The 21,317-nt window shown below is 51.4% G+C and carries 18 protein-coding genes and 1 pseudogene; 9 read left to right on the top strand and 10 right to left on the bottom strand.

Annotated features, from left to right (window positions below; genetic code table 11):
- Nucleotides 1-108: 108 nt before the first annotated feature.
- The 5 genes from LI114_RS06705 to LI114_RS06685 form a co-directional block, all read right to left on the bottom strand.
- Entirely contained in the window at nucleotides 109-1,005 is an 897-nt protein-coding gene (locus LI114_RS06705) for a carbohydrate ABC transporter permease (protein ID WP_022128663.1), read from the bottom strand.
- An 18-nt stretch (nucleotides 1,006-1,023) separates the two neighbouring features.
- Nucleotides 1,024-1,965, bottom strand: a complete 942-nt coding sequence (locus tag LI114_RS06700; protein WP_022128662.1) for a carbohydrate ABC transporter permease — start codon at nucleotides 1,963-1,965, stop codon at nucleotides 1,024-1,026.
- Between the two features lie 16 nt (nucleotides 1,966-1,981).
- A complete protein-coding gene (locus LI114_RS06695; protein WP_227220005.1) occupies nucleotides 1,982-5,125 on the bottom strand; it encodes an extracellular solute-binding protein in 3,144 nt (1,047 codons plus the stop codon).
- Between the two features lie 150 nt (nucleotides 5,126-5,275).
- Nucleotides 5,276-6,256 (bottom strand): ATP-binding cassette domain-containing protein, encoded by a 981-nt coding sequence (locus LI114_RS06690; protein WP_227220004.1) that lies wholly within the window; start codon nucleotides 6,254-6,256, stop codon nucleotides 5,276-5,278.
- A complete protein-coding gene (locus LI114_RS06685) occupies nucleotides 6,243-6,929 on the bottom strand; it encodes an ABC transporter ATP-binding protein (RefSeq protein ID WP_227220003.1) in 687 nt (228 codons plus the stop codon). Before LI114_RS06685 ends, LI114_RS06690 begins: the two co-directional genes overlap by 14 nt.
- 697 nt (nucleotides 6,930-7,626) lie before the next feature.
- Between LI114_RS06685 and LI114_RS06680 the strand changes: the two genes are divergently transcribed.
- The 8 genes and pseudogenes from LI114_RS06680 to LI114_RS06645 all read left to right on the top strand — a co-directional run bounded on the left by LI114_RS06680 (nucleotide 7,627) and on the right by LI114_RS06645 (nucleotide 14,077).
- The gene (locus LI114_RS06680; protein ID WP_264468234.1) at nucleotides 7,627-8,004 is read left to right on the top strand and encodes an anti-sigma factor antagonist; all 378 of its coding nucleotides are present in this window, start codon (nucleotides 7,627-7,629) and stop codon (nucleotides 8,002-8,004) included.
- Nucleotides 8,001-8,419: pseudogene (spoIIAB, locus tag LI114_RS06675) on the top strand (anti-sigma F factor); the annotation flags it as partial. The gene LI114_RS06680 and the pseudogene spoIIAB, both read left to right, overlap by 4 nt.
- A gap of 22 nt (nucleotides 8,420-8,441) precedes the next feature.
- A complete protein-coding gene (locus tag LI114_RS06670; protein ID WP_227220002.1) occupies nucleotides 8,442-9,113 on the top strand; it encodes a sigma-70 family RNA polymerase sigma factor in 672 nt (223 codons plus the stop codon).
- A gap of 233 nt (nucleotides 9,114-9,346) precedes the next feature.
- Nucleotides 9,347-10,006 (top strand): orotate phosphoribosyltransferase, encoded by a 660-nt coding sequence (gene pyrE / locus LI114_RS06665; RefSeq protein WP_022128655.1) that lies wholly within the window; start codon nucleotides 9,347-9,349, stop codon nucleotides 10,004-10,006.
- Between the two features lie 205 nt (nucleotides 10,007-10,211).
- Nucleotides 10,212-11,195: a DUF1385 domain-containing protein gene (locus LI114_RS06660; protein WP_227220001.1), complete on the top strand. Its 984-nt coding sequence runs from the start codon at nucleotides 10,212-10,214 to the stop codon at nucleotides 11,193-11,195.
- Entirely contained in the window at nucleotides 11,189-12,103 is a 915-nt protein-coding gene (gene prmC, locus LI114_RS06655) for a peptide chain release factor N(5)-glutamine methyltransferase (protein WP_227220000.1), read from the top strand. Before LI114_RS06660 ends, prmC begins: the two co-directional genes overlap by 7 nt.
- A gap of 96 nt (nucleotides 12,104-12,199) precedes the next feature.
- On the top strand, nucleotides 12,200-13,423 hold the full coding sequence (gene recA / locus LI114_RS06650; RefSeq protein WP_022128652.1) for a recombinase RecA: 1,224 nt from the start codon (nucleotides 12,200-12,202) through the stop codon (nucleotides 13,421-13,423).
- A 3-nt stretch (nucleotides 13,424-13,426) separates the two neighbouring features.
- Nucleotides 13,427-14,077 carry a regulatory protein RecX gene (locus LI114_RS06645; protein WP_227219999.1) on the top strand — a complete coding sequence of 217 codons (651 nt, stop codon included), beginning with the start codon at nucleotides 13,427-13,429 and terminating at the stop codon, nucleotides 14,075-14,077.
- Between the two features lie 65 nt (nucleotides 14,078-14,142).
- Here LI114_RS06645 and LI114_RS06640 read toward each other — a convergent pair whose 3' ends face one another.
- From LI114_RS06640 to ilvB, 4 genes are all read right to left on the bottom strand, one after another.
- Complete coding sequence (locus LI114_RS06640; RefSeq protein WP_227219998.1) at nucleotides 14,143-14,715, bottom strand: biotin transporter BioY; 573 nt, start codon at nucleotides 14,713-14,715, stop codon at nucleotides 14,143-14,145.
- 191 nt (nucleotides 14,716-14,906) lie between these two features.
- On the bottom strand, nucleotides 14,907-15,929 hold the full coding sequence (gene ilvC, locus LI114_RS06635; protein ID WP_022128649.1) for a ketol-acid reductoisomerase: 1,023 nt from the start codon (nucleotides 15,927-15,929) through the stop codon (nucleotides 14,907-14,909).
- A gap of 69 nt (nucleotides 15,930-15,998) precedes the next feature.
- A complete protein-coding gene (gene ilvN, locus LI114_RS06630; protein WP_227219997.1) occupies nucleotides 15,999-16,496 on the bottom strand; it encodes an acetolactate synthase small subunit in 498 nt (165 codons plus the stop codon).
- 129 nt (nucleotides 16,497-16,625) lie between these two features.
- Nucleotides 16,626-18,245, bottom strand: coding sequence for a biosynthetic-type acetolactate synthase large subunit (ilvB, locus tag LI114_RS06625; RefSeq protein ID WP_227219996.1), 1,620 nt, complete (start codon nucleotides 18,243-18,245; stop codon nucleotides 16,626-16,628).
- A 162-nt stretch (nucleotides 18,246-18,407) separates the two neighbouring features.
- Here ilvB and LI114_RS06620 point away from each other — a divergent pair, with 162 nt between their 5' ends.
- Nucleotides 18,408-19,688: an SGNH/GDSL hydrolase family protein gene (locus LI114_RS06620; RefSeq protein WP_227219995.1), complete on the top strand. Its 1,281-nt coding sequence runs from the start codon at nucleotides 18,408-18,410 to the stop codon at nucleotides 19,686-19,688.
- A gap of 74 nt (nucleotides 19,689-19,762) precedes the next feature.
- Here the strand turns inward: LI114_RS06620 and LI114_RS06615 are convergent, their stop codons facing one another.
- Entirely contained in the window at nucleotides 19,763-21,298 is a 1,536-nt protein-coding gene (locus LI114_RS06615; RefSeq protein WP_227219994.1) for a sialate O-acetylesterase, read from the bottom strand.
- Nucleotides 21,299-21,317: the final 19 nt, after the last annotated feature.

The following is a 21,317-nucleotide window of genomic DNA, read 5'->3' as shown; positions in this document are numbered from 1 at the left end:
AAGCAGCTTCCTTACGGAAGTTTTTATTCCATTCACTGTATTATCACCTGTTTCCTTTTCAGTAATCAAAGTTGTTTGTTATCATTGAATTTATGAAGCCGGAATAAATTATTCCTTCATACCGGAGTTCGCCATGGTTTCCATAACGTTGCCCTGTGCGATGAGGAATACTACCAGCGGAGGAATCAGGAGCAATACCGCTGAAGCGAAGGTTACGCCCTGTCTTGCAAGACCTGCAAGCGAGATCTGCTGAACGATGGTAGGCAGCGTCTTGTACTCTTCCGAGTAGATAACTGCACCGCCGTTTATGTTCCACGCCTGCTGGAATGCGAAGATGATGATGGTCATGATCGCAGGCTTTGAGTTAGGAACTACTATCTGCCAGCAGATCCTGAAAAGTCCCGCGCCGTCTACCTTCGCAGCCTCTATCAGCGAGTCAGGCAGAGTAGACATACTCTGGCGCATCAGATAGAGGTTCATTGCCGTAGCGATGTAAGGGAGAATGAGTACCCAGTAGGTATCGATCATGTGCAGCTTGGAGTATACCAGGAACTGCATGATCCATGTTGCCTGCGAGTTGAAAAGCAGAGCGACAACTATCAGCTTATTGAGAACCTTGTCGCCGGGGAACTTGCACTTAGAAAGTACAAACGCCGCCATACAGGTAACGAATACGTTGAATACGCATATAACCACTGTTGTGAATACTGAGTTGAATATGTATCTGGAAAGCGGCACGGTGTATTCCGCGGCTACCTTAAACATATCTGAGAAGTTCTTTCCCGTGGGGTTAAGTACATAAAGCTTAGGCGGGAAAACGAACAGCTCTTCTACGGGCTTCAGCGACTGTACTACTGAGTAGTAGATGGGGAATACCATGAATATTCCGAGAAGCACGAGGAAGATGAAGATGCAGACGTCACCGCCGACGGATCCGTTGATCTTCTTGTGCTTATCTTTAACTTTAAGCTGGTCGATCGACTTCTTCTTTTTTCTTCTGGCCATGTTTTATCTGCACCTCCTTTAATCAATGTATTTGCCGAGGAGCCAGTTTACGCCCTTGTTCGCAAGCAGCATGGCGAGGAACAGCACGAAGCATATCGCAGCGGCGTAGCCCATCTCGTAACGTACGCTACCGTAGTCGGTCGCGTGGTTCATAATAGTGTGTGCCGAGTAATCGGTAGAAGGCAGACCTACCAGCATCTGACCTACCGTACCTACGGTGAAGGAGCTGGCGATCTGGTTTACAGCGGCGAAGAGCAGCTGCGGACCCATCGAAGGGATGGTGATCTTGAAAAGTTCCTGCCATCTGTTCTTGATGCCTTCGATAGCGCCTGCCTCGTACATCGACTTATCGATGTTCTGGAAACCTGCGCGGATAGCAAGGAAGCCTGCGCCCATCGACATCCAAAGCTGTACTATGATGCACACGCCGAGAATGTAGGTGGTATCTGTGAGCCACTGTACCGGCTTGCTGACAAAGCCCATATCGAGCAGTACAGCGTTAAGGTAGCCGTACTGGTCGCCCGAGAGGATCAGCTGCCAGGTGATGTATACTGAGGAAGTCATGGAAGGTGCATAGAAAACGAAGGTGAAGAACGTTTTGAGGAACGGATTCATCTCATTTATCAGCCAAGCTACCAAGAAGCTCAGTATGTAAGCAAAAGGACCTGTGAATATCGCGAAGATAAGAGTGTTTCTTACTGCGATGAGGAATACGCTGTCGTTTAAGAAAAGCGTATAGAAGTTTGATAATCCTACCCACTTGGGGGACTGGATCATGTTGAAGTTAGTAAAGCCCATCGGGAGCGACATACAAACGGGTATGATCGTGAAGATCGTGAAGAGTATCATAAACGGAGCTAAAAGTCCGTAGCAGCCCTTGTTGACCTTCATCATATGCCATGTGTAAGCCCAATATCCCTGCGTCTTGACCGGAGCGTCAGGATTTACTTTTTTTGACATAAGATGCTCCCCTTTCTTAATTTATTTCATCCTCGTACATCTTGAGGTCGTTGTTCTTACGCTCAATTTCCTCGTTGATGTCCTTGTTGTACCAGAAGAGTGTATCTCTCGCGTTCTCATACTGGTTTGCAACTTCTCTGAACGCGTTGTTCAGGTTACGAGTTACGCCATAAGAAGCGGGGATAACGGGTATCTCTACCTGCGCCTTGAGCTGCTCAGTGAGCTTCTCGCACTGCTTGGTAGTCCATGAAAGCTGCTGAAGAGCATTCAGGTTAGCGGTGTCATAACGACCCATAGTACCCAGTACAGACTCGATGTCGTTACCGTAAGCTACCTGAGTTTCGTCAGAGGTGAACCACTTTATAAATTCCCAAGCGCCTTCCTTATCGGGGCAGCTGGTAAAGATGATAGCGCCCGAACCGGTAGAGCAGGAAGCGATGCTTATCTTTCTTCCGTCCGCAAGAGTTACCGAGCCGTTCTCGTTCTCAGTACCGGGAACGTGCATGAAGTCCCAGCATCCCTTTATTTCAGGAGCAGCTACTGAGAGCTGGTTGAAGAAGGTGTAGTTCTGGATAAGAACAGGCATATCGCCCTGTCTGAAACGTGTGAAAGCGTCGTATGTCTGGCTGAAGCTGTATTTGGTGTAGAACTCTGTCCACTGGTCAAATGCGTTTACAGCCTCCTGAGTGTCGAAGTTTGTCTTAGTCTTTTCGTCGTTGTAGTAATTTACGCCCTGCTGGAGGAGCAGCATCGCGAAGGTGTTGCCTGCCTCAGTTACAGGTGAGATGGTGGTAACGCCGGAAGTACCGCCCATTACGGGAAGTATCAGACCTACCTCCATGTAGTTTCTCTGGAGTACGGGGAGAACGTTCATCAGGCCTTCCCAAGTTGTCAGATCCTTTTCGGGGTCTACGCCCATCTCCGCGAGAATATCGCTGCGGTAGAAGAGCATCGGGAAAGTCTGCGATACGGGAAGTCCGTATACGCCGCCGTTGTACTCGTAAAGAGTCATTGCGTTTTCAGAGAAGCGCGAGGTCATTTCTTCGTAATCGCTGAACTGCGTCAGGTCTTCAAGAACTCCACGCGAAGCGAGCTGTATCGGGAAGTCGCCGCCCATGAAGAGCGCGAGGTCAGGACCCTTGCCCGCGAATGTAGCTTCTACTATACCGCCCTGTACCAGCTTCATGTTTACCTTCGTATCAGCGGTAAGGTTATAATCGTTATTTACAAGGTTCGTAACAACGGTAGCGTTATCTCTGCCAAGAGAGATCCAGCAGGTCATTACGTCTTCTCCTTCTTCTATATCCGTCAGAGAATTGTAATCCTCAAAGAAGGAGCCGATAAATGCGTCAAAGCCGAATTTAAACGACTTGAAGAAGTTTGAATTGCAGTCTGTGAAGTCCTCGTCGGGCGAGCAGATCTCTATGAGGTCTATCTCGAGAGGCTGTTCACGGTAGGTGCTTACCCACGATGAAAGCGAGGTAACGTTGTCCTTGATCTGCGACATCATCTCAGGTATTCTGTCGGGCTTTTCGGTACACTCGTCGAGGGTAAGAGCCATCTTTTCGAGCGTTACAGCCTCAGAACCGCCCTGATTTGAAAGGCTCTCGATCTCGTTTTTCAGCGAGCGAAGGTCTTTAGCGTACTGCTTGAAGTCAGGTACGATCGAAGGGATCGTCTTGTCGATCATATAGTTGTTGTATTCATCAGGGTCAGGACCTGTGATCTGGCGTATTTTTCTGTAGTAGTTGTTGATGTCATAGGTTATGTCATCAAGCTTACCCATTATCTCGCCGATCTCGCCGGGCACTACCTCGAGGGTGAGGGTGTGCGGGCCGGCATTGAGCTTGTAGTAAACAGGCTCAGCGTTTTCGTCATCCGAAACGGAAGGAACGGTAACGCTCCAGTCAGAATCATAGTAGAACTTGATCTGATCGGACTGCTTGTTCTGTACCACGCCGTCGATGTAGAGGCGGCGGTTAGAGTACATACCTCTCATGGTGTCCTGCTTAGCGCGGATACCTATTTTGTAGTAGCCGTCTTTTTCTACTGTGAAGTTCCAGGTAGCAGACTGTGTAGCCTGCGACCAGCTTGCCTTACCTATGGTATTATATCTGGTTTTGGTGGGGCTGGAACCATTTACGCAAGAGGTTATGTAGGAGTGCATATCGCTGGTCGGGAAGAGAGTTCTGTCGCTCTTTTCGTCGGCAAGCTCGCCCTCCAGAGTTATCTTCTGACCCGAAGCGGCGCTGAGGTCGCCCGAGGAAGGAGCCTGATAGTCCGCAGGGGCTTCGTACTGATAAAGCTTGAAGTCCTTGATGGCGAACTGAGCCTTTTCGGAGGAGATGGTAACGGTGTTCTCGCCCTTTTCAAAGTAGAAGAGAAGCGGTGTGCCGTAAAGTCCGTCGATGTCTTTTATAGGCTGAGCGTCCTGCCATTTTGCGTATGCTACCTGACCGGGACGAATATCGTTTCCTCTGGTATCCATATCTATTCCCGTGTCGCCTGTGGCGTCGTTTACCCATACCTTAGGCAGGGTGATACGGGAGGCGGTAGGATACTGGCACTCGCCGTTGATGTCCATTTCAAACTGAACATCGCTGGTGTTGCTCGTGTCAGGAACGTAATAGCTCATCTTTACGCTGTAAGTTCCCGCCTGGGCTACGTCTACCTTAAACGAGAAATCGCCCTCCTGGTTTTCCCAGTTCAGAACCTTGTCTGCTCCGCCTACGCTCGCAAGAGAGATCTGCGCGTTGTCGCTCTTTCCGACAAAGTTGCTGCCTAGCATTTGTTCGCCAGTTACGGTGATCTCATCAGCAGAGCCTTTTTCGCCCGAGTACTTCGAGTAAAAATCGCGGTACGAATCTTCCACGCGCTTTCCTGCGCTCTCGGTACTTTCGTCCGAGCCGGTATCGACTGCCGCAGTTTCCGAAGTCTCGGCAGTAGCTACCGCGTCGCCGTCATCAGCAGGCGCAGAGTCCTCAGCGGACGAAGTATCGTCAGCCTCAGATCCGTCAGCAGCAGCGTCTGCGGCGGCCGAAGAGCTATCGGCAGCGGAAGAATCGTCGAGCGAGTCAGCGTAGCACGGCATAGCCGCCGAAACTAGCATCAGCGCAGCGATCGCAGATGAGATAACACGTCTGATCTTTGTGTTATTCACTATGAATCCACCTTTCCAGTAAATTTGCTGTACTCTATTCACTGCTTTCCAAAGAAAAGACGGATGATCCTCTTTGTAAAAAGCATTTGAATACATTTTTTATCCGATCGCCCGCCTATACATTATATATAGGGGCGCGATAAGCTTGAATCACACGTCGGACTTGAGCAGGTAAAGTTTTTTCTCTTCCCCGTCAAGCTCGACCTTTACTCTGTCGCCGCCGTGCAGACCCATCTGATCCATGTAGTCTTTAGGCAGCTGGAGCCTTCCCGCTCGGTCGAGCACTACCAGCTCTTCGTGAGTAAAGTCCTCGTCGTTTTCCGCCTCTGTTTTTACAACATCGACGGCTTCACTCTGTGCGTCCAGTTCGGCGAGATCTTCTTTGTAAGACCTGCGGCGAACTATTTCAGAGCTTGTTCTGCCGTCACGGATAGCGACTACTCTGTCGATATGTCTTGCGAGCTTCACATCGTGGGTAACTATCACGATAGTCAGTCCCTCGGTGCGGTTGAGCTCTTTGAATATATCTAAAATAACATTAGAAGTCTTAGTATCTACCGAACCCGTAGGCTCGTCTGCAAGAAGCAGCTTAGGGTTGTTCGCGAGGGCTATCGCTATCGCGACGCGCTGCTGCTCGCCGCCCGACATTTGGTCGAGCCTTGAGTTTTTGCGTTTCAGCAAGCCGACCTTATCAAGCAGCTCGAGCGCCCTTTCGCGGCGCTTTTTTCTGCCCTGCAAGAGCATCGGCAGCTCTACGTTCTGCACAGCGGTGAGGTAAGGCACTAGGTTTCTGGCGTTGTTTTGCCAAACGAAGCCTACCGTGCTGCGCTTGTAATCTACATAATCCTTATCGGTAAATTTCAGAAGATTTTTGCCGTCTACAAAAAGCTGGCCCGCACTCGGGCGGTCGAGTCCGCCGAGCATATTCAGCAGGGTGGATTTACCACTGCCGGAGTTGCCGACTATCGCCATCAGCTCGCCGCGCTTTACCAGCAGGTCTAAGCCCTGAAGCGCCACGACCTCTATCTCAGAAGTTTTGTAGATCTTCACCAGATTTTCGCATTTTATCATGTATTCATCATTTCGGTGTGCTATTATCTTATCGTCGGAAGAAATATCAGCGGCTGTCAATGATCTCACCGTCCTCCAGCGTATAGACCCTATCAGCAATATCCATCATGCTGGGGTCATGCGTAGTCATAATTATCGTCATGCCGCGCTGCGCGACAAGGTCTTTAAAAAGCTTTACGATGTGCAGCGCCGTAGCTGTATCAAGCTCGGCGGTAGGCTCGTCTGCGAAAACTATCATCGGCTCGTGGGCGATAGCCCTTGCAATCGCCGTGCGCTGCTGCTCGCCGCCCGACATTTCCGATGGGCGGTGGTGCATACGCTTATCCAGCCCAACGTCTGTCATAACTTCGGTAACGCGTGCCTTGCGCTTGGCGTAAGGGTATTTCGCAAGCCTTAGACCAAATTCGACATTTTCAAAAGCGGTAAGCCCGCCCATCAGCGCCACCGATTGAAAAACGAAAGCCATCTCGCAGCGGCGAATATCGTCGCGCTTTTTGTCTGAAAGTTTCGTAATATCGCGGCCGCCGAAATCCACAACGCCCTTAGTAGGTCTGTCGAGCGCGCCGAGAATATTTATCAGCGTAGTTTTACCGCTGCCCGAACGCCCTCTTAAAATAGTGAGCTTTCCTTTTTCTATCTCGATGTCAATATGTTTCAGCGCCGAAACCACGCTGCCGTCGCCTATCTTAAAATCACGGCATACATCGTGCGCGGAAAGAATTATCTCGCTCATTTTCGTACCTCTCGAAACTGCCGTATCATCTGGCGGAGGGGGATCCGCAGCGGCGCGTTTGTACAATTTGCATATAAAAACTGTTTAAAACCGCACATATAGTATTTTTGCACAGAATTATCCCCACATATTGATACTCAGCGAAATTTTTGAGGAAATTGCACAGTATCGCAATGTGTTTTTCGTAAGATATGTCCAAAAAGAACTAAATGGCTAATTATAATTATATCAATTTTCACAGCGTTTGTCAAGCTTTAGAAAACGTTTACGCCCACTCATTTAAGCCTCAGCGCCTATTTTGTTCATTATAAACAATTTACCAAGAGCCTTTTTGTGCAATGTGTTAGCTTAACGAAACGTTTTAAACAGCGAAAATTTTCTATCGGCAAATTGCACAAAAAAATATAAAATAACCTCTATAAAAGGTTTATTTTCTATATGAAAATTTTGTGATTACATAAGATTTTAACAGTGCCGATTTTCAAACGAGTACAATTTTTAACTCAGTTGACCAAAAACAGCCTTGTTTTATTTAATATAGCAAGGCTGTTTCTTTTTTTTGCATATTCCATTTCGGAATGACCCATGCCAAACAAGCATACATTGTCACATATCCGCCGACATGCTGCGACATTATCCGCGCGGCGGGGGTGGTATGATAATATCAATGGATAACGACACTGGAGGATTGATAAATATGGCTGTTACGCTTTTGCAGCGCGGCGGGGCAATAATAGCGCAGATAGAGGGCGACCTCGACCACCACAGCGCGGCGGGCATACGCGCCGACATCGACCACGCGGTGCGTGTGAGCGAGATAACGCGGCTGGTGCTCGACTTTTCGCGCGTTACGTTCATGGATAGTTCCGGCATCGGGCTGGTAATGGGCAGGTACAAGCTTATGACGGAGCGCGGCGGAAAATGCGTAGTAGCCGACCCGCCCGCATACATCAGCAGGGTGATGCGCATATCGGGCATAAACCGCCTTTGCGAGATAGTGCACATACAGCGCGAGAGCGCCGAAGCCGAAAGCCCGCAGGCTGAGCCGAGCGGCGAGGGAGGGGTGAAGATATGAGAGAATGTGTAAACGAAATGAAGATCAGCTTTTCCGCGCGCAGCGAGAACGAGGCTTTCGCGCGCGCCTCGTATCGTCATTCGTATCGCAGCTAGACCCCTACGTCAGCGAGCTGGCGGAGCTGAAAACGGCGGTATCCGAAGCGGTGACAAACGCCGTGGTGCACGGCTACCGCGGGGTGCGCGGCGGGGTGATATATATGCACATAAAGCTTTTCGCCGACCGCAGGGTATACATAAAAATACGCGACAAGGGCTGCGGCATAGAGGACATCGCCCTGGCGATGCAGCCGCTTTACACCACCGCCCCTGAAGAGGAGCGCGCGGGTCTGGGCTTCGCCGTTATGGAAAGCTTCACCGACAGACTCAGGGTAAAAAGCTCGCCCGGCAGGGGCACGGCTCTTGTCATGGAAAAGACCTTGCAGGAGAGAACTGAAAATGGAAGCTTTGAAAACAAAAGAGAAATTTCAGGCACGCGCCGAAGAAAATCTGGGGCTGGTACACCTATGTGCCAATCGGTTTCGGGGAAAGGGGATTGAGTACGACGACCTTTACGGCGCGGGGTGCATGGGGCTGGTAAAAGCCGCGCGCGCTTTCGACGAAACCCGAGGTGTGAAGTTTTCGACATACGCCGTGCCCGTTATACTGGGCGAGATAAAGCGGCTTTTCCGCGACGGCGGTGCGCTAAAGGTAAGCCGAAGCGTTCGCGAACTTTCGCTCAAACTGGGGCGTATGCGCGACTCTTTTTCAGCCGAGCACGGCCGCGAACCCACTGTCAGCGAACTTAGCGAACTGAGCGGACATTCGCCAGAGGACGTTACGGAAGCGCTGGCGGCAGGTCAGCCGCCGATGAGCCTGACCGTCGAAACTGAGGACGGCACGGGCGAATTGGAGATACCCACCCCCGCGCCGGAGAACGGGCTTATCCGCCGCATCGCGCTGGAAAAAGCTATCTCCTCGCTGGAAGAAAAAGACCGCAGGCTCATCACCATGCGATATTTTCAAGGCAAAACGCAGACCGAGATCGCGGCGGCGCTTGGCATGACGCAGGTACAGGTATCGCGCCGCGAAAAAAAGCTGCTGCTCGCCATGCGGGAGAAATATTTTTGACCGCAGTTCGGGATATTGCCGAGCTGTACAAAGCATATACGCGATAATTTTACCAGTATCAGACATCTATATACACTCCGATCATCAAAATATACCTTTATAATAAGGCGGCTTTTCAGCCATATATAATTATAGCACTTCGCTGCAAAAAAACAAGTGTCACGCCCTTGCAATTTGTCGGCAAGTATGATATAATTATTGTGTAAATATTTTTGACGGGAGTTGTGCAGATAATGACTTACAAGGAAGAATTTATCAAATTTATGGCAGACAGCGGCGTGCTGACGTTTGGCGATTTCACGCTTAAGAGCGGCAGAAAAGCGCCGTATTTCATCAACGCCGGCAACTACAAGACAGGCGCGCAGCTTGCGAAGCTGGGTGAATTTTACGCGCACTGCATCAACGAGAACAACATCGAAGCCGACGTATTTTTCGGCCCTGCATACAAGGGCATACCGCTTTCGGTATCGGCAGCTGTAGCGCTTTACAACGAGTACGGCAAGGACGTAGCCTACTGTTTCGACCGCAAGGAGGTCAAAGACCACGGCGAGGGCGGAATGTTTGTCGGCAGAAAGCTTGAGGACGGCGACAAGGTAGTCATCATCGAGGACGTTATGACATCTGGAAAGGCTCTGCGCGAGGTAATGCCGAAGCTTGAGGGCGCGGCTAAAGTGAACGTTACGGGCATGGTCATCACGGTAGACCGCATGGAAAAGGCACTCAACAGCGAGCTTTCGGCGGTTCAGGACGCGTACAAGACCTTTGGCGTAAAGGTTTACTCCATCGTGACCATCGACGACATCATCGAGGCCATCAGAAACGGCATTGTTGAGGGCAAGGAGTATCTTGACAAGATGCTGGAGTACAGAAAGACCTACGGGGTCGAGGGTTAAGCTGCTCTTTTGCAATTGAATTTTTATACAGCGTTCCTTTTTTGAAGGGGCGCTTTTACTTTGTTTGGAAATTCTTTTGTTCACTATGCCTAATTTTTCTCCTAACATTTCTACCCTAAATCATTGACTTTTTACCCTACCCATGTTATAATTAGTATGAGTATTTGTTTCTACTCGTATTTTTTCACTTAGAAAGGAAATTCCTGTGAGTTCAGATAAAAATAATTCTAACCCTGCCGTTGGCGGCGAGAAATTTAAGACCCGCATCGGCGGTCAGGCTGTTATCGAGGGCGTTATGATGCGCGGCGTCGGTAAGGCGGCTATGGCTTGCCGTCTGCCAAACGGCACCATCGACCTCGAAGAATGGGAGATAAACGGCGGCGGAAAGCTGCCCTGGTACCGCAAAACCCCCTTTATCCGCGGCATTTTCAGCTTCGTGATCTCTATGATCGACGGATACAAGTGCCTCTCGCGCTCCGCCGACAAGCAAATGGTAGATGGCGAAGAGGAAGAAATGACCAAATTTGAGCAGTGGCTCGACGACAAATTCGGCGATAAACTCATGCCCGTGCTTACGACCATCTCGATGATAGTCGGCGTGCTGTTGGCAATCGTGCTCTTCATGTACGTTCCCTCGCTGATACTCAAAGGGCTCAGCGCACTTTTCGGCGGTATGCCTACTGTTGTGAAAAACATCATCGAGGGTCTGCTAAAGATCGCGATATTCGTCGGCTACACGGCGCTCACCGCGAAAATGCCCGACATCGGCAGAACATACGAATACCACGGCGCCGAGCACAAGACAATCGCCTGCTACGAGCACGGCGAGGAGCTCACGCCCGAAAACGTCGCGAAACACTGCCGTTTCCACCCGCGCTGCGGCACCAGCTTTATATTCCTCGTACTCTTCATCAGCATTTTCATCAACACCGTTTTCCACGTTACATGGGACATTGTGCTGCTCAGAGTGCTCTGCAAGATCGCGCTGCTGCCGATAGTTACGGGCATAGCTTTTGAGCTGATAATGCTTGCGGGAAAATACGACAACATCGCTACAAAAATTATATCTGCGCCCGGTTTATGGATACAGCGCATAACCACCAGCGAGCCTAGCAGGGAGCAGATAGAGTGTGCCATTGCCGCGATGAAAGCGGTAATACCTGAAGATGGGGAGTCTGACAAATGGTAAATTATACATATAGAGATATTATACAGAGCCTTTCGGAAAAATTGACCGAGGCTGGCATTTCCAACGCTTATTGGGAAGCTCGCGAGCTTGCGGGCGCGGCGCTGGGCTTTAACTGCCGCGGCAAATTTGACGCGAAAACGCAGGCGGATACTGAGCAGATAAAGCTTTGCGCCAACTTACTTGCGCGCAGGCTGATGGGTGAACCTCTGCAATACATCATCGGCAAATGGGATTTTTGCGGCGAAAGCTTCAAAGTCGGCAGCGGCGTACTTATACCCCGCGCGGACACCGAAACGCTGATAGAGTGCGCCTGCTCGCTGCTGGGCGGCGAAAAAGAACTTACAGTTATCGACCTATGCTCGGGCAGCGGCTGTATCGGCATCACGCTCGAGAAAAAGCTGGACTGCAAAGAGGTATGGTGCGTTGAGAAGTCGGAAGCGGCTATGTATTTCCTCAAGGAGAACGCCACGCGGCTGAACAGCGCCTGCAAACCCCTGCTGGGCGACGTTACGGACGAGAGCCTGCCCGAAAAGCTGCCTCTCGCCGACCTTATTATCAGCAATCCGCCGTACATCAGCGCTGCGGACATGAAAAAGCTGCAAAAAGAGGTAACTTTTGAACCTGTGGAAGCGCTTTTCGGCGGCGAGGACGGCTGCGACTTTTACCGCGAGATAGTTCGCCTTTGGAAGAGCCGCCTAAAGCCCGAGGGCATAATGATGTTTGAGATCGGCGCGGGGCAAGAGGACGAGGTAATGCAGATAATGATACAGGCAGGTATGCACGACGTGCGCGCCCGCCGCGATATGGCTGGCATAAACCGCTGTGTTTACGGCAGAAACAGCGTGCAGAAAAACGAAGCGGTGAATCTCTACGACCAGCTCGACAAGGCTGAGAGAAATCTGCACTGATTTTAATTGTCCCGATTTTGATACAGCTAATGTGTTATAATCATAGCATAGAAAAGGGAAACGCATAGGCAATGGTTCTGAAAGGAATGGATAGTAATGGCAATAGATAAGAAGAAAAAAGAAAAACCGCAGGTAAAGCGGATCACCGACGCTGAGGAGAAGAAAAAGGCGTTGGAGACCGCCATCTCAGTAATAGAGCAAAAATACGGCAAGGGCGCTATCATGAAGCTCGGCTCAAACTCAACTATGGACATCGAAGCGATACCTACCGGCTCGATGACGCTCGACTTAGCGCTCGGCATCGGCGGAATACCGCGCGGACGTATAGTAGAGCTTTACGGCCCTGAATCTTCCGGTAAGACCACCGTTGCCCTGCACTGCATAGCTGAAACGCAGAAGATGGGAGGCGAGGTAGCCTTCATCGACGTAGAGCACGCCCTTGACCCCGTTTACGCCGCGAAACTGGGAGTTGACATCGACAATCTGCTCGTTTCTCAGCCTGACAGCGGCGAGCAGGCGCTCGAGATAGCGGAAGCGCTGGCGCGTTCGGGAGCTATCGACTGCATAGTTATCGACTCAGTTGCCGCTATGGTAACGAAAGCTGAGATAGACGGCGATATGGGCGACACACACGTCGGCCAACTCGCAAGACTTATGTCGCAAGCGATGAGAAAGCTGACAGCGGTACTCTCGAAGTCTAACTGCGCGGCTATCTTCATCAACCAGATACGCGAAAAGATAGGCGTGATATACGGCAACCCCGAAACTACCCCCGGCGGACGCGCGCTGAAATTCTACGCCTCGGTACGAATGGACGTCAGAAAAGGCGAAGCCATCAAGAACGGCAGCGAGATAATCGGCAACCGCACCCGCGTAAAGATAGTGAAAAACAAGGTCGCTCCGCCTTTCAAAGAGTGCGAATTTGACATAATGTACGGCGAGGGAATCTCGCGCACGGGCGAAGTTCTCGACCTCGCGGTAGACCTCGGCGTTGTGAAAAAGGGCGGCGCTTGGTTCAGCTACAATGATGAAAAGCTGGGTCAGGGCAGAGATAACGCCAAAATATTCCTCAAAGAGCACCCCGATACTATGAAAGAGATCGAGGAAAAGATAAAGGTGCGCCTCGCCGAAGAGGAGCAGAAGCAAGCAGAGAAAAAAGCGTCGAAGAAGAAGAGCAAGCTGGAGGAAAAGGCTGCCGCCGCGGCGGGAGTTGCTGAAAGCGCTGAGCCTGCCGAAAGCGAGATGCCCGATCTGGTGGTAAACGCCGACGAAGATTTTGAGGAATTTGCCCCCGTAGATATTTCAAATCTGGGAGAATAAGCGATGCCGAAGCTTGAACGCGTCGAAAAATACAAGGGTCGCACCATGCAGCTTACTTTTGAGGACGGCGAGTGCGATTTTCTGAACGCCGATATAGTTCAGCGGTACAGCCTGCGCGCGGGGGCGGATATTCCTGCGGCGGCTTGGGAAGAGATAAAGCACGCCGACACTTTTCGCCGTGCGCGCGAACGGGCGATGTATCTGCTCGACTACCGCGATTATTCGTATGCCGACATGGTGAAGAAGCTGATGAACAACTACGAGGAGGACATATGCTTCGAGGTCGCGGACGACCTTGCGGGGCGCGGGTTTATCGACGATGTGCGCTACGCCGAAACGCTGGCGCGGCAGAAGTTTGAGGTAAAGCTGCTGGGCGAATTTCGCGTGAAGCAGTTTTTGCGCGAGAAAGGCATACCCGCCGCCGTTATCGAGCAGGCGCTAGAGCCTTACCGCGATGACGCCGCCGAACGTGCGCGAGAGCTTGCCGAGCGGAGGTACATGAAGTATTTCGACCCCGACGACCGCGACTTGATGCAAAAGCTGAAAAACGCGCTTGCGCGGCAGGGCTACGGCTACGGCGAGATAAAAGAAGCCATCGCCGATATGATCGAGGACTACGAAAACGAAGAGCTCGACGAATTTGAAGACGAATAAAAATACCCGCTGCCTGCGGTGGATACAGGCGGCGGGTATTATTTTTGCAAAACAGATCTTTTATCTTACTTAGCTATTCCGATGAACTTGCCGAGGCGGTTATCAAGCACCAGCGCGAGCGCGATCTTGATAGCGTCGAAAGCGAGGAAGGGGAATACGCAAAGTTTCAGCGCGCCGATAACGGAAATATCCTGCGTGAAGACCTTGATGAACCAAACAGTTCCGAAAGCGTAGCAAACCAACAGACCCAGCACCATGCCGAGCGCTTTAACATAGATCTTGCCGCGCAGCTCGCCGAAAAGCTTTCTCACGCCTGCGTAAACCAGCGGGCAGAGCAGCATTCCGAGAATGTAGCCGCCGGTAGGGCCGGAAAGCACTGCGATACCGCTCTTGAAATTCGCGAATACAGGCACGCCAACTGCGCCGAGAAGTATCCAAACCGTAATAGCGGTGAAACTGCACTTAGTTCCCAGCAGCGCTACCGCCGCGAAAACTGCGAATGTCTGTAAGGTTATCGGCACGGTGAGGGGTATAGAGATCCAAGAACATACCGCTAGCAGCGCCGCGAACATAGCTGTGAAAGCCATTTCCTTAACTGTAAATACCTGCTTCTTTGAAGCCGTGTTTTCTGTTGCCATTTTACATACCTCATTTTTCGTGATTTTTTTCAACGTATCAATTATAACACGGCGCGCAGGCTTTGTCAACCTAAATCACATTTTTGGTTGACAAAGTTTACATTCGGTTCACAACAAAAAAAGCGCGGCGCGCCTGCTGATAAGTGCAAACGCCCCGCGCCGTAATATTCAGATATAAGCCGAACAGTTTATCAGTTGTTGATAAGCTTGTCCTCGTCGCTCCAGCTGTAAAGCTTTCTGATCTCCTCGCCGACCTTCTCGGAAGGATGCTCAGCGTGCAGCTTTCTCATAGCCTTGAAGTGTACCTGCGAACCTGCGCTGCTCATGTCAAGCAGGAATTCCTTAGCAAAAGTACCGTCCTGAATGTCGGAAAGAACCTTCTTCATAGCCTTCTTGGTTTCCTCGGTAACGATCTTAGGACCGGTTACATAGTCGCCGTACTCAGCAGTGTTGGAGATGGAGTATCTCATTCCTGCAAAACCGGACTGATAGATAAGGTCTACGATGAGCTTCATCTCGTGGATGCACTCGAAGTAAGCGTTTCTGGGGTCGTAACCTGCTTCGCAAAGGGTCTCGAAACCTGCCTGCATCAGCGCGCAAACACCACCGCAGAGAACTGCCTGCTCGCCGAAGAGGTCGGTCTCAGTTTCAGTTCTGAAAGTAGTTTCAAGAACGCCTGCTCTAGCGCCGCCGATACCTGCAGCATATGCAAGGCCGATGTCCTGAGCGTGGCCGGTAGCGTCCTGCTCAACAGCGATAAGGCAGGGAACACCCTTGCCAACTTCGTACTCGCTTCTTACAGTGTGTCCGGGACCCTTAGGAGCGATCATGATAACGTCAACGTTCTTAGGCGGAACGATGCAGCCGAAGTGGATATTAAAGCCGTGTGCAAAAGCAAGAGCCTTGCCCTCAGTGAGGTAAGGAGCGATCTCGCTCTTATAAAGAGCAGCCTGCTTTTCGTCGGGTATAAGGATCATGATAAGGTCTGCAGCCTTAGCAGCCTCTGCGGTAGTCATAACGGTAAGACCCTGAGCCTCAGCCTTCGCCCAGCTCTTAGAACCTTCATAAAGACCTACGATTACGTTTACGCCGCTGTCCTTGAGGTTGAGCGCGTGAGCGTGACCCTGAGAACCGTATCCGATAATAGCAACCGTCTTGCCCTTTAAATAGTTAAGGTCGCAGTCCTGCTGATAAAAAATCTTTGCTTCTGACATTTTTAATTCCTCCGTATCTAAAAAATTTAGAGAATTTTTATATGTAGCCCTTGTCAGGGACTATATAGCTTACTTTTTCGGCGCGATTATCTCTGCGCCCTTCTGGATTGCGATAGTGCCTGTACGCACCATCTCAACAACTCCGTAGGGGGCTATCAGCTCTTCAAATCTCTTGAGGTGCTCGTACTTATCGCAAACTTCCAGCGTCATGGTGTTTAGGGTAAGGTCTATTACCTTAGCGTTCGCTATCTCGCAGATAGTCATTATGTCCTGACGCTTGTCCGCGCCAGCGGCTATCTTTACAAGCAGCAGCTCGCGCGCCATGCACTCGCCCGCCTTAAAGGTCTTTACCTTTATTACCTCTACCAGCTTATTGAGCTGTTTTTCTATCTGCTCAACGGTGTATTCGTCGCCGTCGGCGATAATGGTTATGCGCGAAACGGCGTCGTCCTGAGTAGGGCCTACCGCTAAGCTTTCGATATTGAAACCGCGGCGGGAAAACAGACCGCTTATGCGCGAAAGCACGCCGCTGTGGTTTTCTACAAGTACGGATATAGTATGCTTCATACCCTTATACTCTCCTTTTGTAATTTTAAATTATACGCTTATTTCTTGTACGCGATATTAATTTTTCTGATTTCATTTCTTAATTGTGATTTTATTTCCAATCAAAGAATTAAACGTTTAAACGTTTTTTTACAGCGTCGGGAAGTCTTTATCAACGTCCACCTCTGCGAACATCAGTCCGCTGCCGTTTGCAAGCTGCTCCGCCGCCTGCTCCATGCTCTCGCGGTCGTGAACGTGCAGAGCCTTTATTCCGTAAGCCTTAGCCAGCGTTATGAGGTCGGGCGAGCCGTCGAGGAAAACCGCAGTCTGCCTGTCGTCGTAGCCGTTGGTCTGAAGCTCGCGCACCATGCCGAGGCGCGTGTTTTTCATAACTATGATCTTTATATCCACCCCGTGCTGTACAGCCGTAGCAAGCTCCATCATCTGCATTTGGAAAGAGCCGTCGCCGCAGACAGCCGCAACGCTTCTTTCGGGCGCGGCAAGCTTAGCGCCGATAGCCGCAGGTATAGAGTAGCCCATAGTTCCCATGCCGCCAGAGGTGATAAATCTGCCGCCGTCGCGGAATTTGTACTCGTTGCAAGTCCATATCTGATTTTGTCCGACATCGGCGCAGATTATAGCGTCGTCGGGCATTTTAGATGAGAGCAGATCGATAAATTCGCGCGGGTTGACCGTGCCTGCGGGCGCTTCGATGAAGCTTTCATCCGCACGCAGCGTGTCGAGATGGCTCAGCCACTCGGGGTGGCGTATCGGCTCGGCAAGTTCCAGAAGCTGACGCAAAACGAGCTTAGCGTCGCCGACCAGCGGGTAATCTACGCCGATGTTTTTGCCGATCTCGGCGGGGTCTATATCAATATGTATTATCTTAGTAGAACGCTCCAGCGCAAGGGGCGTTTTTACGGCTCTGTCGCCCACCCTAGCGCCTATGAGGAAGAGGGTGTCGCAGTCGTTTACCGCGCGGTTGGCGGTCTTTACGCCGTGAGTACCGAGCATACCGTAAAAGAGCGGGTCTTGCGAGGGGAAAGCGGAAATGCCCATCATAGTGCTTATCACGGGTATATCCATCGTGCGCGCAAGCTGGCGCACTTCCCTAACGGCGTCTGCCGCAAACACGCCGCCGCCGACGCATATCAGCGGCTTTTCAGCCTCTTTCAGCGCCGCGTAAACGCGCTTTACCTGCATGAAGTTGCCCTTTACGGTAGGCTTATAGCCGCGAATATCCACGCTTTCGGGGTACTCGAACTCTATAAGCTCTTTCTGAACGTCCATCGGTACGTCTATCAGCACGGGGCCGGGTCTGCCGGTGCCCGCGATGTAAAATGCTTCTTTAAAGATACGCGGTATGTCCTCGGCATTGCTTACCAGATAGCTGTGCTTTACGAAAGGCTCAGCAGAGCCGGTAATATCAGCCTCCTGAAAAGCGTCGCTGCCTATCTGGCTGCGCGCCACCTGACCCGTAATGCAGATTATCGGGATAGAGTCGGCGTAAGCAGTCGCAATAGCTGTAATAAGGTTAACCGCGCCCGGGCCGGAAGTCGCTATGCATACGGCAGGCTTTCCCGTCACTCGCGCATATCCGCTGGCTTCGTGGCCGCCGTTCGCTTCGTGACGAACGAGGATATGGCGTATATCGGTGTCAAGCAGTGCGTCGTAAAATGGGCATATCGCCGCGCCGGGATAACCGAAGACGACCTTTACATCCTCCGCAATTAAGCATTTTGTCATAGCCTGTGCAGCTGTAATTTTCAAAAAAATCGCCTCCGAATAATTATTCATCAAATCATTGTTCTACTAATTATATCACGATTCTAGGATTTTGTCAATAGCCGCCGTTTGACAAGCCGCATAAAACGTGATATAATTAAGGCATAAAAACATATAAAATTCACCATATTTTTGCGAGGGATATTTATGAAAAAACAAAAACTGATATGCGCCGCGGCGGCTTCGGCAATGCTGCTCGCTTCCGTTACGGCGTTCACGGGCTGCGGCTCTAAGGATAACAGCTCGGCGGAGGGCGCTTCTTCCGCGGCTGAGAACAGCTCGCAGGCGGCGGCACCGCTCGAAAAGACCGCCGCCGTGCACAAGCAGAACGGCAATGGATTCGACACCTACCAGTCTAACACATACGTTGCTACCGGCAACAACGGCATTGTGAAAAACGCCGAGTCGGTCACCTACCGCGCCTACTTCCCCGCCGAGCAATACGGCGAGCTGGATTACCGCTTTTATTTCTCGAACGCGGTGGATTCTACATACAACACCGGCGCGCCCGTGCACGTCGGCATGGAGGTCAGCGGCTACACCATCGAAAGCGCGCGCATAGCTGACGGCGGAACATCGCCCGATGATGAGATAACCAATTACACCGACGTTACTTTCGACGGCGAAGCGGGCAGAGAGGTCGCCGCGGGCGATGATTTTTGGAGCGACGCCGTGAAATTCGACCTGCCGCAAGACCACTACTTAGTATGGGAATGGACGCTGACGGGCAAAAAGATACCCGCTACCAATATGGCGAACCTTACAAGCGCCACTTCTTCGGTGGAAGGCGGCGATTTTGAGTACTGCGACACCTTACCGCTCCCGCAGCTCATCGGCGCAGACCGCGGGGCTAAGTACACCGTAGCAGCCATCGGCGACTCGATAACGCAGGGCTGCCAGACCGACTTCATGGCTTACGAATACTGGGCGGCGCAGATCTCGCAGAAGCTGGGCAGCGATTACGCTTTTTGGAACTGCGGTCTGGGCTGGGCGCGTTCAAGCGACGCAGCTGCCGACGGCAACTGGCTTGAGCGCACCAAAAACGCCGACATCGTGATAGTAGCTTTCGGCACTAATGACATAATCTCGGGCGAATACGGCGGCGACGGCGGAAATTCCGCGGCGGAAATAGAGGATTACATCAAGCAGGTCATCGCCCCGCTGAAAGCTGCTGGCAGCTCGGTCATCGTCTTTAACGCCCCGCCCGAAGACTACGGCGATGAGCAGGAAAGCGTGCGCACCGAGTACAATGCGGCGCTCGAACAGCTGTGCAGCGATGAGGGCGTTTACTTCTTCGACTTTGCCTCGCTGCTCTGCGACCCCGAAACGCCCGCTGCGGCGAAGTACGGCGGCCACCCGAACGGCGAAGCGGGCGGCATAGTTTCCGACGAATTTATAAAGCAGTTCTCTGCCGTGCTGGATAACTAAATTTTACCTTGCATAAACAAAACGCGTCTGACGGAAAAATGTCAGGCGCGTTTTTATTTGCATATTATATGAAGTTATTCATCGTTCATGCTGGTTCTGAAAGGCGCTGCGGGTATGCCGTTTGCTCCGTAGAGAGTAACGTTTGTCCAGTTGAACCAGTCGAAACGGACGTATTTCGGGTCTTTCACCGTGTCGGCGTAAACGAATATCTTGTCGCCGCGTATCTCGGCGGAAGCACGGCGGAAAAGCTTGTCCGCGCCCGCTATCTCGAAAGTGCCGAGCTTGTCGCCCTTTACTTTAAAGCCGTTTTCAGCGTGGTCGAAGCTTAGCTCTACGCCGTTCTCGGTGTAAACCGCGCTCTTGTAGATAGGACCGAAAGCGTCAACGTCCATGCCGTAAGCCAGCTTTTCAGCCTGCAAGCAAAGTCTTTCGCCAACGGGCACTTTGTCTACGGGGTGGATATTGTTGAATTCGCCGCAGTCGCTTATTACCGCTATTCCCGTATTCTTCACGGTCTTGAAAGCGCGCATCTGCGCTTCGCGGATAAGGCACCAGTGCTTGTAATCGGGGTCTTTCTCGTACTTGAACATCGGAAGCTGTACCATTATGAAAGGCAGCTCGTCGTCCTCCCAGATAGTTCTCCAGAGGGTTATCATGTTGGTGAAAAGCTTGTAGTAGCTCTTAGGCTTGTGGTCGTCGCTCTCGCCCTGATAATAGAGGAAGCCTTTAAGGGTGTAAGGACACACGCGGGTGAGCATAGTTTCGTAAAGTCCGCCGGGGCGATACTCGTTCTTGCAGTTCATAGGGCCGGGGTACTTGTTTTCGCCGCAAAGCTCTATCACGCGCTCCCACGGGCAGTTCGGCTCTTTCGCGTAAACTTCGTTCGCGCGCTCGTTCCACTTAGTGTGGTACTCCATGTACTCGTCGTACTCTTTTATCTGAAGCTCGCGGGGCTTGCCGCGCACTGCCGATTCGTATTCCTCTATGTAAGATACAGTCTGCTTGCTGTCGGCGATGGTTTCTCTATCCATCCATGCCGAAGCGCTTGTGCCGCCCCAGTTGCAGCCTACCAGACCTACGGTGACGCCCAGCTCTTTAGCCAGCTTTCTCGCGAAGAAGAAGCCTACCGCGCTCCAGGCTGCGGAAGCCTGCTCGCCTGCCTCGCTCCAGCCCGAATTTTTCTCGGCGGCCGCCAGCTCTTCGTCATTCATGCGGCACTTAGGGGTGTAGTAAAAGCGCACGTTGCACTCGGGTGTAAGCTCTTTGAGTATCTCTTTTCCGCCCTTGCAGTTTTGCAGCTCAAGCTCCATATTCGACTGACCGCCGCAGAGCCATACTTCGCCTATCATGACATTGTAAAATCTGATAGACTCTTTTATCTCTTTGCCGTCTTTAACAGCGCTGCTGAAAACGTCCATTTCGTAAGGGCCGCCCGCGGTCATAGGGGGCAGCACTACCCTCCACTTACCATCGGCGGCTGCGGCGTGCGCCTTAGTGCCGTTTATCTCTACGGTAATGGTCGTGCCGTTGTCAGCCTCGCCCCATACGTTTACGTTCTTGCCGCGCTGGAGCACCATGTTGCTGCTGAATACGCTTGCTATTCTGAACATTGCCATCATATCCTTTCAA

It is taken from the genome of Ruminococcus sp. 210702-SL.1.03 (assembly GCF_020559915.1).
GTDB lineage: Bacteria > Bacillota > Clostridia > Oscillospirales > Ruminococcaceae > YE71.
This window is presented reverse-complemented; position numbering and strand designations above follow the sequence as displayed.

Excerpts from the sequence above, each read along its gene's own strand:
- LI114_RS06705 (WP_022128663.1), bottom strand. The coding sequence starts at position 1,005 with ATGGCCAGAAGAAAAAAGAAGAAGTCGATCGACCAGCTTAAAGTTAAA.
- LI114_RS06700 (WP_022128662.1), bottom strand. The coding sequence starts at position 1,965 with ATGTCAAAAAAAGTAAATCCTGACGCTCCGGTCAAGACGCAGGGATAT.
- LI114_RS06685 (WP_227220003.1), bottom strand. The coding sequence starts at position 6,929 with ATGAGCGAGATAATTCTTTCCGCGCACGATGTATGCCGTGATTTTAAG.
- LI114_RS06680 (WP_264468234.1), top strand. The coding sequence starts at position 7,627 with ATGGCTGTTACGCTTTTGCAGCGCGGCGGGGCAATAATAGCGCAGATA.
- LI114_RS06670 (WP_227220002.1), top strand. The coding sequence starts at position 8,442 with ATGGAAGCTTTGAAAACAAAAGAGAAATTTCAGGCACGCGCCGAAGAA.
- pyrE (WP_022128655.1), top strand. The coding sequence starts at position 9,347 with ATGACTTACAAGGAAGAATTTATCAAATTTATGGCAGACAGCGGCGTG.
- prmC (WP_227220000.1), top strand. The coding sequence starts at position 11,189 with ATGGTAAATTATACATATAGAGATATTATACAGAGCCTTTCGGAAAAA.
- recA (WP_022128652.1), top strand. The coding sequence starts at position 12,200 with ATGGCAATAGATAAGAAGAAAAAAGAAAAACCGCAGGTAAAGCGGATC.
- LI114_RS06645 (WP_227219999.1), top strand. The coding sequence starts at position 13,427 with ATGCCGAAGCTTGAACGCGTCGAAAAATACAAGGGTCGCACCATGCAG.
- LI114_RS06640 (WP_227219998.1), bottom strand. The coding sequence starts at position 14,715 with ATGGCAACAGAAAACACGGCTTCAAAGAAGCAGGTATTTACAGTTAAG.
- ilvC (WP_022128649.1), bottom strand. The coding sequence starts at position 15,929 with ATGTCAGAAGCAAAGATTTTTTATCAGCAGGACTGCGACCTTAACTAT.
- ilvN (WP_227219997.1), bottom strand. The coding sequence starts at position 16,496 with ATGAAGCATACTATATCCGTACTTGTAGAAAACCACAGCGGCGTGCTT.
- LI114_RS06620 (WP_227219995.1), top strand. The coding sequence starts at position 18,408 with ATGAAAAAACAAAAACTGATATGCGCCGCGGCGGCTTCGGCAATGCTG.
- LI114_RS06615 (WP_227219994.1), bottom strand. The coding sequence starts at position 21,298 with ATGTTCAGAATAGCAAGCGTATTCAGCAGCAACATGGTGCTCCAGCGC.